This window comes from Niallia sp. FSL W8-0951, assembly GCF_038006525.1.
Lineage (GTDB): Bacteria > Bacillota > Bacilli > Bacillales > Cytobacillaceae > Niallia > Niallia circulans.
The window spans coordinates 1,032,245-1,045,313 of record NZ_JBBOVK010000001.1 but is presented as its reverse complement, the minus strand read 5'-3'; the positions used below and the strand labels follow the sequence as shown (position 1 = coordinate 1,045,313).

At 34.1% G+C, this 13,069-nt stretch carries 15 protein-coding genes; 5 read left to right on the top strand and 10 right to left on the bottom strand.

The genetic code is table 11. The annotated features are described in order from the left end of the window. Nucleotides 1-69: 69 nt before the first annotated feature. Nucleotides 70-498: an RBBP9/YdeN family alpha/beta hydrolase gene (locus NSS71_RS04805; protein ID WP_341132449.1), complete on the top strand. Its 429-nt coding sequence runs from the start codon at nucleotides 70-72 to the stop codon at nucleotides 496-498. 102 nt (nucleotides 499-600) lie between these two features. Here NSS71_RS04805 and NSS71_RS04800 read toward each other — a convergent pair whose 3' ends face one another. Beyond that, nucleotides 601-786, bottom strand: a complete 186-nt coding sequence (locus NSS71_RS04800; RefSeq protein ID WP_047940202.1) for a DUF3934 family protein — start codon at nucleotides 784-786, stop codon at nucleotides 601-603. Nucleotides 787-1,144: 358 nt separating this feature from the next. On the opposite strand from NSS71_RS04800, the gene NSS71_RS04795 reads away from it, so the two are divergent. The 3 genes from NSS71_RS04795 (at nucleotide 1,145) to NSS71_RS04785 (ending at nucleotide 2,827) form a co-directional block, all read left to right on the top strand. Then, nucleotides 1,145-1,333, top strand: a complete 189-nt coding sequence (locus NSS71_RS04795; protein WP_341151330.1) for a hypothetical protein — start codon at nucleotides 1,145-1,147, stop codon at nucleotides 1,331-1,333. Between the two features lie 408 nt (nucleotides 1,334-1,741). Next, nucleotides 1,742-1,993, top strand: coding sequence for a YueH family protein (locus NSS71_RS04790; protein WP_047940201.1), 252 nt, complete (start codon nucleotides 1,742-1,744; stop codon nucleotides 1,991-1,993). 330 nt (nucleotides 1,994-2,323) lie between these two features. Then, the gene (locus NSS71_RS04785) at nucleotides 2,324-2,827 is read left to right on the top strand and encodes a GNAT family N-acetyltransferase (protein WP_047940200.1); all 504 of its coding nucleotides are present in this window, start codon (nucleotides 2,324-2,326) and stop codon (nucleotides 2,825-2,827) included. Between the two features lie 335 nt (nucleotides 2,828-3,162). On the opposite strand, the gene NSS71_RS04780 is transcribed toward NSS71_RS04785, so the two are convergent. From NSS71_RS04780 to NSS71_RS04760, 5 genes are all read right to left on the bottom strand, one after another. Continuing rightward, complete coding sequence (locus NSS71_RS04780) at nucleotides 3,163-3,594, bottom strand: NUDIX hydrolase (protein ID WP_047940199.1); 432 nt, start codon at nucleotides 3,592-3,594, stop codon at nucleotides 3,163-3,165. Between the two features lie 121 nt (nucleotides 3,595-3,715). Then, nucleotides 3,716-3,886, bottom strand: coding sequence for a hypothetical protein (locus tag NSS71_RS04775; RefSeq protein ID WP_161798379.1), 171 nt, complete (start codon nucleotides 3,884-3,886; stop codon nucleotides 3,716-3,718). Nucleotides 3,887-3,897: 11 nt separating this feature from the next. Then, nucleotides 3,898-6,159: a histidine kinase dimerization/phospho-acceptor domain-containing protein gene (locus tag NSS71_RS04770; RefSeq protein ID WP_341151329.1), complete on the bottom strand. Its 2,262-nt coding sequence runs from the start codon at nucleotides 6,157-6,159 to the stop codon at nucleotides 3,898-3,900. Further along, nucleotides 6,137-6,829 carry a response regulator transcription factor gene (locus NSS71_RS04765; protein ID WP_047940291.1) on the bottom strand — a complete coding sequence of 231 codons (693 nt, stop codon included), beginning with the start codon at nucleotides 6,827-6,829 and terminating at the stop codon, nucleotides 6,137-6,139. The genes NSS71_RS04770 and NSS71_RS04765 overlap by 23 nt, the downstream gene beginning before the upstream one ends. A 219-nt stretch (nucleotides 6,830-7,048) precedes the next feature. After that, nucleotides 7,049-7,360: a hypothetical protein gene (locus tag NSS71_RS04760; RefSeq protein ID WP_047940197.1), complete on the bottom strand. Its 312-nt coding sequence runs from the start codon at nucleotides 7,358-7,360 to the stop codon at nucleotides 7,049-7,051. Between the two features lie 132 nt (nucleotides 7,361-7,492). Between NSS71_RS04760 and NSS71_RS04755 the strand changes: the two genes are divergently transcribed. Further along, the gene (locus tag NSS71_RS04755; protein ID WP_341151328.1) at nucleotides 7,493-7,951 is read left to right on the top strand and encodes a DinB family protein; all 459 of its coding nucleotides are present in this window, start codon (nucleotides 7,493-7,495) and stop codon (nucleotides 7,949-7,951) included. A gap of 528 nt (nucleotides 7,952-8,479) precedes the next feature. Here NSS71_RS04755 and NSS71_RS04750 read toward each other — a convergent pair. The 4 genes from NSS71_RS04750 to NSS71_RS04735 form a co-directional block, all read right to left on the bottom strand. After that, on the bottom strand, nucleotides 8,480-9,691 hold the full coding sequence (locus tag NSS71_RS04750; protein ID WP_141231613.1) for an MFS transporter: 1,212 nt from the start codon (nucleotides 9,689-9,691) through the stop codon (nucleotides 8,480-8,482). A gap of 60 nt (nucleotides 9,692-9,751) precedes the next feature. Beyond that, nucleotides 9,752-10,327, bottom strand: a complete 576-nt coding sequence (locus tag NSS71_RS04745; RefSeq protein ID WP_061800551.1) for a TetR/AcrR family transcriptional regulator — start codon at nucleotides 10,325-10,327, stop codon at nucleotides 9,752-9,754. A gap of 515 nt (nucleotides 10,328-10,842) precedes the next feature. After that, a complete protein-coding gene (locus NSS71_RS04740) occupies nucleotides 10,843-11,637 on the bottom strand; it encodes an SDR family NAD(P)-dependent oxidoreductase (protein WP_095321378.1) in 795 nt (264 codons plus the stop codon). A 72-nt stretch (nucleotides 11,638-11,709) separates the two neighbouring features. Beyond that, nucleotides 11,710-12,732, bottom strand: coding sequence for a helix-turn-helix transcriptional regulator (locus NSS71_RS04735; RefSeq protein ID WP_341151327.1), 1,023 nt, complete (start codon nucleotides 12,730-12,732; stop codon nucleotides 11,710-11,712). Between the last annotated feature and the right edge of the window lie 337 nt (nucleotides 12,733-13,069).

Sequence of the window (13,069 nt, the reverse complement as noted above, 5' to 3'; positions counted from 1 at the left end):
CTTTTTGTTTTTCACTACTTTATCTTAGATTTAAAAAACGCCTTTAATATCAAATAGTGGACTATACGGATGGCACCCATCGCAAATGTTACGCAATGGGATCTCGACTTAGATAGAGCTATCAAAGAACCGAAAGATGCTTATTTTATTTGCCACAGTTTAGGCTTTATTACGTTTTTAAGATACCTTTCACGTAATAATGTACTAATTAAAGGGGCTATTTTTGTTTCTGGATTTGCAGAACCCATTACAGCGTTCCCACAATTTGATCCCTATATGCACGAATTAAATTTGGATAGAATCAAGCATTTCCTGGGAGCATCCTTTTTAATTTCATCCAGAACTGATAGCATCATCGATTGGCAAATCTCAAATTCCTTAGCAAATAAACTTGAAATTCCTTTTATTTTATTACCTTTTGGCGGACATTTTACTTCTGAAGAAGGAATTATTGAGATGCTATCCGTCAAACATATTATTAAAGCAAAATGGTTATAACATTTCCAATAGAGAACTTTCTTGGACAAGAAAACAAAGCGATCCTTCCTAAGGGAAGCATCGCTACTTTATCTATTCAGTAAAAAATTCTTAATATGGAGATTAGTTATTTTTTTCGGTTGAAGCAGGATTGCTAGTATTTTCTGCATTTTTACGATTCTTAACCCCTTTGCTTTTATAAGGCTTGTTACTCTTTGCTTTATTGGCACTAGCCTGCCAACGATTCCAGCCTTTTTTATCTGTTCCTCTGCCTGTACCGCCTTTACCTTTAGCCTTTGCTTTACTCATAAAATCAACTCCGATTTTTCTAATATATTACGTAACATTAATTAGTCTTATCCTTTTATTCTGGTAAAAAACGTACATAATGAACTATTAGTATATAACAGTCTGCTATTGTTTGAAACATTAACCTTTTCAAGAGTTTATTTCTGGTGCTTTCTCTTCCCTACAACTTACACGTTTTCCCAATAGCCGAGCATGACACTAAAAAATGAAACCTTTTTTCTATCAAATCCGTAGAACATGGTGGGGATGACTTTTATGAAGACGAGAATGGTCTAAACGTAATAAGTTGTGTAAGACAGTCATCTCTTCTACGAATGATAAATTATATAATAAAAAACTATCTTGGGGAGTGAAAAATATGAATAGTACCGTTATCCTGATTATAGCATTAGTAGCAATAGCTATATGGTCTATACAAATATATGAGTTTTTGAAGCCATCGAAAGAACAAAACAATCGCAAAATCGTTTTATTAACATCTGCTGGTTCTTTATTGACAATAATTCTTACCATTTCATTTTTCCAAAATATCCCGTTTTTTAAATAATGGGAATTTAACTAATTAATTATCCATTACGATGAAAAGAAAAAAGCATATGAAAATCAACCCAGAACTGTAGACAAACTCCTGTATTTTGGAAATGAAAGTTTGAGTAAAGTATATTTATTAATCTCTTTGAATCTGAATGAACCGCGATTTGCCTGCTAAACTGCAGGGTCTCAGACTGAAACTCCCTTTTCCCATAGGGAGTCTTCCCTCTTCACTCCAAGCAATACATAAAAATGCAATTCTACTTCCCCAATATCTTTTTGTCTACTAACTGGTAAATGAACCTTGCTCTTTTTATTTCAAAAATAACAATTCTTTAACAATTTTATTAAATATTCTATTATTGGAAAAAAACGTCGAAAAAAAGGAGTATAATGGAAATAAAAATAGGGGGAGGTTGTTGAAATGATTACTTTATTAGAAGATATTGCCCAACATGGACTAAAAGATACGAAATTATACATCATGAAAACAACTGATTCGTTTGTTATTTCCATCCCTAAAATTAATTGGTCTACCGAAATAAGCAATGCAGAATCTCCACACAATCAATTCGACCATTTACTACATTCCTTAACTTTTCACATGTTTGAAGGTGACTGTTCCCAACTAGCTGAAAGTATCACAAGTTCTATTAGTAAATATGAAACTTCATAATAAATCAAAACTTCCATCAAGTGGAAGTTCATCGCCCACTTGATGGTTTGGTTGTAACTTTCTGATTTAACAGCAAATTCCCCATCTAATTCCCTCCAATAGTTTGATGCTTGCTAACCGTTAAAAGAAGGATAAAATTCCTTTCACCATTCTATCTTTCTAATTGTATATAATCTGTTATCCTCGTGACTTTTCCTATCCTCTATTTTTCGTTCAATGATATCTTCACTTGTGCGGTCTTCTGGTATTTTTATTTACTTTTGCATGAATTGGTTCCCATACGCTAAAATGATTATAATGACAATAGAATTTTTTAAAGGAGTTTTTATAGTGGATTTACTTTTTACAAGTAAGCGATTAGGTTTTCGTTTATTAACAAAAGAAGATATAGATGCATGTGAACAATTTTGGGGAAATGAGGAAGTAATGAAATATTGTGGCGGCAGCACTTCCTCTGCATTACTGCCTCAAGTTATTGACTTTTATCAGCAATGCCAAGAAGATTTTGGACTCTCCGTTTATGGTGTTATTGATTTGGCAACCAATCAAGTTATTGGAGCAGCAGGCTTTAATATGGAAGATTCCGTTGATCAAGCTGAGCTTATTTTCCATTTCTCCAAACCTAATTGGAATAAAGGGTACGCTACAGAAGCTGGCATTGCCTGTTTAACCTTCGCAAAAGAGCAAGGGAATATCCAAAAAATAAATGCTTCTGCAAGTATTGCGAACAAGGCTTCCTTAGATGTACTTGGCAAAATTGGTTTTCAATATATGGGCATTAAATATTTCGAGGATACCGAGCAAGAAGAAGCTTATTTTGTGTTTGTTTTATAGGTAAATAGATAATAGTTTATTGTAAATAGAGTATAGAAAAAGGGAAATCATCAATTCCCCTTTTTCCATACCTGATGGTTCAGCTTTTTTTAAATATCCGCTTATTCAAGCAGGTTCACTCAAAAAAGGTGTGTGAATCCTTATGTAAGTAAACGTCTACTTCTAATTTCTGAAATAACGATTATTATCTTATGGAAAATAACTCAATAAACGATCAAAAGAATGAATTTCGGCAAATGGTTTAATCTCGGTGGGATTTCTTGATCCTGCGAGGAGTAAACCATCCACCTTTTATGGGCATTTTGACACCATTTATATCTATTTCGATGTCATTCTCAAAATTCCACATAAAAAGGTTGTCGCTTCTCATCCAAACAGTATTCTATTCTTTGTCTAAAATTTTTATATTTCACCATGTTGAGCGCTTCCTCAATAGGGAAAAATCCTACTTCTAAACTTTCTGGTGATGTAGTAAATTCCCCGCCAACCGGTTTAGCTAAGAATAATGTATTGCATATAGAACCATTGACATTTTGAAAGATTCCACAAAAGTTTATTACTTCAATATCAATTCCTGATTCCTCTTTTGTTTCTCTTATCGCAGCAGCTTTCAGTGACTCTCCCTCTTCCACTTGGCCACCTGGCATTTCCCAGCCTCTTTTGGGTCCTTTGATTAATAAAATTTCCTTTTGTTCATTGATGACAATCGAAGCAGCCGAAACAATATGTTTAGGCGGCGCATATTGCGGTTGTGTATTTTGAGTCAATTGCTTTCCCCCATTCCTTCTTTTTTTGCGATTTTTTGCAATCTTTCCATTATTTTACCATAAATTTCTCCTACGAAAAAATACCTCCTTTTCTAGTTGAAAAGAAAGTACTTTTTCGTATTTATTTTTTCACCATTTCAATGGCTCTATTAACTGCTTTGCGGGCTAATTCTTTCTCTCTTAGGTTATCATCGGCCTGAAGCATTTCCATTACTATTTTTGTTGCTGTCTTTTTATTGCGAGTAATCGGAAATATTAAGGCATACAGCTTGGCTGCTTGTTTTTTATTCATACTTCTTTTCACTACAAATCGCTTAGATTTAATGCGAGCGTAACCTTAAATAGATCGCCATCTGTCTCGATTTTCATCATGCCTTGGTGTAGATCCATGATTGATTTCGCAATCGCAAGTCCAAGACCAGATCCTTCTGTATGCCTCGATGTATCCCCGCGTTTAAAACGCTCATATAATTCATCAAGATTATCGTCAAGCTCATACTTAGATATATTTTTAAACTGCAAAATAGCTTGGTCTTTTTCTAGTTTAATGGAAATATAGACACGTGAATGCTCTAAAGAATATTTCAAAATATTGCCTATTAAATTATCAAATACTCTCCAAAGCTTCTGCCCATCTACAGTTGCATAAATCGACGGTTCTTGATTGGTTACACGAAAATCAAGTGTTGTCGCTTTAATTGTTTCATCATATTCACCTAACGCTTGCTGTAAAAGCTGCACTAAGTCTATTTTTTCCTTCTTTAATTCCACATTGCCGCTGACCATTTTCGAAACCTCGAATAAATCATCAATTAGTACTTTTAATCGTTGGGATTTCCGATCGATAATACCTAGATAGCCCTCTTTTTCTTCCTCAGATAGATTTTTATTCTTCAATAATTCCGTGTAATTGATGATTGATGTTAAAGGTGTTCGCAAATCATGACTAACATTCGTAATTAACTCTGTTTTTAGGCGTTCGCTTTTTTCTTGAGCATTTTGGGAATAAATCACGCCATTTTTTAGTGTATTGATTGTCTCTGCTAATGCTGAAAGTTCACTAGATGCTTTTATATCTAAGTCACTTACTTTTCGACCGCTCCTGATTTCCTTTGTATATAGAACTAACTGACCTAGAGACTTTGCATTTTTCACTAAATAATGGATGGCTGGTATGCCGATAATTATGACCGCAATAAGAAAGAACAACACAAAAAATGGTTCCACAATCACTGCCATTAAACAAAATCCTAGCGCGAAAACTATCATTAAACAAAGGATTAATTTAGTCAATGGACTTCTACTTGAAAATAATAGCAGCATTGGTTTTCCGATTGTTTTAACACATTTTCCAACAAATGTTTTTGTCCAAATTGATTTATCGCCTTTTACTATTTCCTTATATAATAGAGACATTTGGATAAAGAACAAGGATATAAACAGCCAAGCTAAACAGCCAAATAAAATAATTTCCTTCCAATAGGAGCCGTCATTATATAAATTTAATTCTATTTGATCATTTACTCCCCATACAACTATAATAGCAACAGCTAAACTTATAAGGAGAAAAATTATACCGATATCAATTGGAATTTTCTTATAAAATGGGTATTCCCATTGTGTTAAAATACTTCTTTTAGTTAAAAGGAGAATACAGCTGGCAACTAGGCTGATGATACTAATAACACTAAAGTAGATCACTTGCTTTTGTTGCGTTTTATAATTATCCATGTCTTTATGCAGCATACTCTTAGTACTTAAATTGTCAGGAACAGCAATAACTCCTTCAAAGCTGCCGATGTTTTTCTTGATGTTATTTAGAATAGACACTTCTATAGCAACCGCATCGGGATCGCCAAACTCATACCACGGAGAATCTAAAGAAATATAATGCTGTTCCCACTCATCCTTTGGATTTATATGGATATCGCCAAGAAATTTTGTATTTTTCTGATTCAGCTTACTCTCAATTGTTTCGCCCGGAGCAAGATTAACATTTGTTACTTTTTCTCCTGTTTTGTTATTTTCAAAATAATAAAGGAAGGAATCAGTCCAGTCTTTATACTCATATTCTCTATTCTGTAATTCTTGATAGTATTCATCTAATTGTCTTGCTTTTTCTTTCTTAATCTTATCTTCTACGTATTCATCACTTTGGAAATTTTTCGTAATATCAGCGATTTTCTTATCTCTTTCTTCTGTATATAGCTGTTCTGCTTCTGAGCTTCCTGTTTCTTTAGCGGTCTGAATTTGCTCTTCATACTGACTTTTTATGTTTTGAATTTGTTCATTTAAATCACCATAATAATAACGGTATTCATTTATTTCTTTAGCTGATACGGTTATTTTTTTCTTTGCCTCTTCAATCGGAATATAATATAACTCATTTTCACTTAGAAGATCCTTATAATATTGCATTCTTTCTTGAAATATCGATGTTTGATAAAAATCCGTGTGTAAATAACGGTTAAACCACATATCTACAGATACAATTCCACTCAGCGCGAGTGTAATAAGCAGTGTCCAGACAATAAAAAGGCCTTTACTTCTCGATTTTGTAGCCAATGCCCCACACCACCTTTAAGAAGCGAGGATTTTTTGGATCCACTTCAATTTTTTCACGTATTTTTCGTATATGTACTGCTACCGTATTTTCGGCATTGTATCCAGGTTCTTTCCAAACACTTTCATAAATTTCCGCAATAGAGAATACTCTGCCAGCGTTTTTCATCAACAAAACAACAATCTTATATTCAATCGGAGTCAGCTTTACACTTTCTCCATTTACGGCGACTTCTTTCGCCTCCTGGTCTAATGTTAATCCATGAAGGTCTATTTTTTTCTTCACCCCATCAAAGGTGCCAAGTGTTACATATCTTCGCAACTGCGATTTCACTCGGGCAACTAGCTCCATTGGATTAAATGGCTTGGTGATATAATCATCTGCCCCTATTTGTAATCCCAATATTTTATCTGTATCCTCGCTTTTAGCTGTCAGCATAATAATCGGAATATTTTTTTGCTCACGAATTTTATAAGTAGCCGAAATTCCATCTAAATTAGGCATCATAATATCCATTAAAATTAAATGAACTGTCTCTCCCACTAAAATCTCCAACGCCTCTATTCCATCACTGGCTTTTAACACCGTAATTCCTTCGTTTTTAAGATATATTTCAATAGCATCTCTTATTTCTTTTTCATCATCCACCACGAGCACATTGACATTCTCCACCTTAAAACCACCTGCTTTCTCTCTCTTCGCTGTCTCTATCATAGAAAAAATTTCTTAACATCTGCCAAGCAAAATTCTTAAGAATTTCTTAATATTTTATCTACCAATTCGATTCTCTTATTCTATCAAAGGAATATGCTGATCACATCCACATTTTTCTGCTTTTTTAATAAAAAAATTTAAAAAGGTTTTCATCAGCGACGATGAAAACCTTTTTTTCTATTGCTTTGCCTTTATTTGTTCCCGAATCTTCTCCAATTCTTCAAGGGACAATTCCCCTAATGACTCTTTAATTTCTTTTTCCATGCGCTTGCGGTTTTTCTCCCGGTATTGATTCCACCAGTCGCGAAGTCCTTCTGTTTGATCCAATATGTATTCAATGTCGATTTCTTCCACTTCATCATCGGAAATATACTCCATTACTGCTGCCAGCATCCGGTTTAATTTATCTTCTTCTCCTTCCTCCTTTTTCATATTCGTCGGTTCTTTTTTTTCTACTTCTTCACTAATCTCTACATCCTTGCGAGGCATTGTTCTCCTCCTGACTGTAATTCTATTTTTTCTATTATTTCCGTTAGACAGATCTCTATTCTTTCAGTGCAGGAAAAAGACAAATATATAGCGAATGTTTATAGTAATTTAATGTTTAAAGGAGTGGATAAAATGGAACCACGTCAGGAAGTTTTGTTTAAACAATTAGAAACCTATCGAAAGGAACTTTTAGGGGCCGTTGAATCGTTGACAGAAGAACAGGCAGAAATCATTCCAGCGAGGTTTAGGAATAATATCCGCTGGAATCTTGGTCACCTATATCTTGATCAGTTATTATGGATTGAGGCATTGACTAAACTACCCACTGCTATCTCAAAACAATTCAATCAATGGTTTGGTTTCGGTACTACACCAGCCAACTTTACAGAAGAAACACCTTCTTTTACGGAATTAAAAGTACTTTTGCAGTCACAACCACAAGCCATATTAGAGAAGTACGGCGCTGATCTGGAAAAAGAATATCCCCCAATTGATATGGGAATGCAGACAATCGAACAAGTGCTGATTCGTACGATTTTTCACGAAGGCATGCATTTACAGGCGATTAATGATTTGAAAAAATTTATCTAACTAAAAATAGTCGGTCTCCAGCAAGTCTTGAATTTCCCTAGTCGCATTTATGTAGAGTAATATATCAGACTAATTGATTCCATAACAAGAGGGATATCCCCACCAGCTTGTACAAATGATTTAGTATACTTATAAACTATATGTTCAACAGCATGGTCAGTAAATAAAATAATCCTCTCCTATAGCAAATGTTAATATTGATCTATCTGAATGCAGCTGTTTTAAAAAGTTTTGTAAAGTTTATATGCAAACCAGATTCCTTGCGGATATTTATTAAACTCGTTATTGGCCATCATTTCTAATTTCAGCTTTTGAGGCGTGACCGATTAATTGGCTCTCGCACCCGCCTCAAAAGGAGAAATAGAAATTCGGGCGTTTTCATTTCCCTTAGTTAATACGTTCCTTATTCTTTAAGGATTCCTTGATCTAACGAATAAAGATAAGTAATAATATGCTCCTGAGTCAGCAGATATTGCTACTACCGTCCTAAAATTAGAATCTGACTCTAGCTTTTGGAGGCATTGATAATCAGGATATATTTTTACTATTGTTTTTTGATATATTGATTGTATTATTTTTTATTAAATGAACTAATAACGCGATTAAAGGCAAAGCTGTTCCAATGAGCAATGGTACTTCACTATTAAATTTATAGTATGAATAACTTCCAATCCATGAACCAAATGCTCCTCCTAAAAAGAAAATAGTCATATATAATCCATTAAGTCTATTTCTTTCCTCGGGATTCAAACTAAAGATAACTTTTTGACCTAATAATAAATTTCCTGATACCCCAACATCGATGCTAATGCCTGAGATTAAGATCAAAATCACACTCAATGGTGAATGATCTTGAACAAAAAATAATAGAACGATAGATAATAGAACAAGTGCCATTGATACATTAGTCATTGAAAAAATATAGCCTTTATCTGCTAGTTTACCAATAGTAGGAGTTAATAAAGCACCAGCAATTGCAACAAATCCAATTAATGCAATTTCGTTATTTGAAAAATCTAATGGTTCAGACCTTAATAAAATTGGGAGTACCGTCCAATAAAGGCTAAATGCTGCAAATAAACATGCGTGATAAAAAGCTCTTTGTTGTAAAGGAGAAGTATTTATTAGCAGCTTCACCATAGAAGCAATTAAATTGGAATATGACATATTACTATTTGATACAACTTCATAATTAGGCAAAAATTTTAAAATGATCAGTAATACAGCAACAAGGATTATTAATGAAAATAGAAAAACCATTCTCCAGCCGTACCATTCAGTTATTCCGATAGATAGTGGGCGAGCAATCATAATTCCAATCAATAAGCCACTCATCACTTTGCCAACATATTTACCTGTCTCTTCAACAGGTACAATCCTCATAGTTAGCGGAACTAATATTTGAGCTGCACAAGCCCCAATACCAATGATGATTGTTAATAACAAAAAGACAATTCCATTAGATGAAATCAGTGTACCAATTAATGAAATAACGGTAAACCCAATCAGAATAGTAATTATTTTTTTGCTTTTAAATAAGTCAGCCATTGGAACAATAAAAAATAATCCCAATCCATATCCAATTTGGGTCAAAGTAGTGAGCAATCCTGATAAATTAGAAGAGATGTTTAGATCTTTTGCAATGAACTGTACGATTGGTTGAGCATAGTAAATATTAGCAGCAAGTGATCCGCAACTAATTGCCAAAATGAAAATTAGAAAATTTGTTTTTTTAATCAATTTTATCAATCCTTTTGTTTATTTTGGTACGATCGTTCCGAAATACTAAAAAAAGAAAGACTATAGGTCTGCAATAGTCTTATCCACTAGATTATAGGCTAGATTTTTCTCTTTTTTGTATCTGGACATTAAATTAATGCTATGATTTAAACTTAATAAAGAATATGCAACTAATTCAGAGTCAGCCTCCTGTGAAATTTCTCCTTTCTTTTTTCCTTCTTCAATGACTTGCTTAAATACTTTTTCTAATTCATTAAAATCATTTATAAGTATTTCTTCTATGGAAGGATCAATATGTCCAATAAGCAGTGAAGAATTAGTTATAATACAACTTTTTGGATTGTCATCTGAATAGCATTTTTCAATATGTTGATAAAAAAAAGATTTAAGTGATCCTTTAGTGTCTATTCCGCTAAAAAGTAAATTTCTTTTTCGGCGGCCATAGTTTTTATAATGTTCTAAAACCAGTTTAAATAGTTCATCCTTATCTCCAAAACTCTCATAGAGTGTTGATCGACTTATTCCCATCGTTTCAATAAGATCTGATATGTATGTAGCATCATAGCCTTTTTCCCAAAATAAATACATAGCTTTATTCATAGCCTGTTCTTTATTAAAACTAATCCTTCTCCCCAATTTATAACACCCCCATTCATATAAAGTAGTATAAAGCTTTCGGAACGAAGAGTCCAGAAAAACATATTTTTAATCAAATCTTACGTTAAGAGCCTTTTCTGGAACAATGAAAAATGTTCTTTTGTGCTTTAGAATACATTGAATTAATAAATTTGCGACATAAGGAGATGAAAAAGATGAGTTAATAAACTCACCTTTTTTTCATACTGAACAGAGTACATATCAGTATGCTTGCACAGTGATGCATTCAAAAACTTTATAAGCATTTTAGCTGGGTTGGACAATTTTAGTTCAACCTCAAGACTTTCATTAGTTTCAATTTATTTAGTACAAATAGAACATTTTAATTGTTTATTTTTATTCACAAAAGCACTATGTATAAATATTATGCTTTAAAATAATAGTGGTGCGCAGTTCGAATAAATAGTAAAAGAGTGATTTTCAGTAAACAACACTAAACAGAATATGAAAGCATACGCTTTTCATTTTTGACGAAGATTTGTTTAATAAAAGTACTAGAAAATAGTCGGTACCATACCTCCATCCATGCGAATCGGAGAACCTTTAAAAGCGGATGCATAAGGGCTGCATATAAAGGCAGCTAATCTACCTATCTCAGCTGGTCTGATAAATCGCTGGATTTCAGACTGAGGTAGATTTGTGGTCATAAATTTTTTCTCTTTTTCTGAAAATGTCATATCTTCATTAGGATACATCCCCTCAATTATTTGATGAACATTTTCGGAGAGTGTTGGACCTGGCATAATCGTATTAACAGTGACTTCTTTTCCTATTGTTAATTTAGATAGACTTTTTGACAATGATAATAGCATTGTTTTTGTCATACAATATTGCGGCATTTGTCCCGAAGGCATAACTGCTTCTTCACTCGCAATAAAAATAATTCTACCAAAATTATTTTTTATCATTTTCGGTAAGTAAAATTTAGATAATCCATTTGCGGCAAGAACATTAGTATGGATATACTTTTCCCATACTTCATCGTTGACGTCCTCGTATTTCATTATTTCATAAATCCCCGTATTGTTAACTAAAATATCAATTTGAGGATGCTTTTTAAATAATGCTTCCCTTTGTTGAATATCTACTATATCAGCAGTGGCATTTTGAGGGAAGGTATCAGGGAACTCTAGTTTAATTTCATTTACGGTTTGTTCCACCTCCTCGTAATTTCGGCCATTAATTAGTACATTAACACCTTCTTTTGCTAGTTCAATGGCAATTCCTTTGCCGATCCCTCTTGATGATCCAGTGACTAAAGCTGTTTTATTTTTTAAATCTAGCTGCATAATCCATTGCTCCTTTTATTTTGTAGTTATTAATAATTATCCGACTGATAATACAGTTCCAAAAGTAAACGATCATTTAATCAAGTTTAAACCGAGATATTCAGTGCGCCATTTTAAAGGAGTAGTACCTTCCCAAAGATGAAAGGCTCGATAGAACGAGCTTTGATCTTCATATCCAATTAAAAAGGCGACCTCTTTAATATCAAGTGAGGGGTCTGCCAGGTACTCTTTTGCCTGCTCATGTCGAACTTTTGTTAACAAATGCTTGAAGCTCGTGCCTTCTTCCGTAAGCCGCCGCTGCAAAGTACGATCGCTTAACCCTAACTCGCTCGCAATAGCCGGAATATCAGGGCGACCTCCTGTTAGGCTGCGTTTCATGATCCACTTGACTGTCTCAGTAATAGAAGGTCTGCGTACTTGCTCATTCAACGACTGTTCCAGTACGGGAGTCAATATTTCTAGCAATTCTGCATTGTATGAGACAAAGGGACGATTCAGATCTGCTCGATGTATAGTTAACCTGTTACAATTTGTACCGAGCTGAATTCGGCAGCCAAAGTAATCTTCAAGTAACTGTAGGTCGCCAATTGAATGGGTAGAAAATTCTACGAATCTTGCTGTCAAAGGTTGACCTGTACCCCGACGTCCCAGTTCGAGAAGAAATGCCATCGTAATACCAATTAATATGGTCAGACCGGGATGTTCACTATGCAATGATTTTATTTCAATTGTACAGTGTTCCCCTTCCTCGGTAATATGTAAGCTTTCAGGAGGGCACAGTTGTTTGTACCTAGCCATCCGCTTTAAGGCATCACGGTAGTCACGAGCATGGTAAGTTGCTAAGACAGTCGGAGGGAAATGATCTGTTTCAAAGGATGTCGCAAGCTTGATGATTCCTTTCGCAGTGTCGTCAACGAGATCGGAATAAGCCTGCCAAATCGCAAAATATTGGGCTGTGGTGACAACTGGATCAGAAACAATGGTGATTGGCAATTGTGCTTTTCCAACCATGTCGATGGCGTCTATCCCCAATTGACGTAATCCTGTCCAAAATCCTGCCGGAATTTTAATACGGTCAGAGGCATAAAACGTCATATATATGGTCCTCCTTTCTCTATTTACATTACTAATTTTAAATGTAATTATGTCCTTTTTTACAAATGGTACTGTTTAATAATACCTCTCCAATAGAGTCTTGTAACTAGCGAACTGTGACAAACCACTTGCAAAATACGCCAATATTATAAGCAGAAAGAATGGTCATAAAGTTTTTTATTAGTCGTTACTATACGATTTTTATTTCTTATGATTAGTGTATTTACTTTAAGAAATAAGGATATGAAAAACGGCCAGACAAAAATCTGGTCGTTTTCATGTTAATTACATATCTAATTGGATTGTTTTCTCTATACTCCAAAAAAGAACCCGTTAT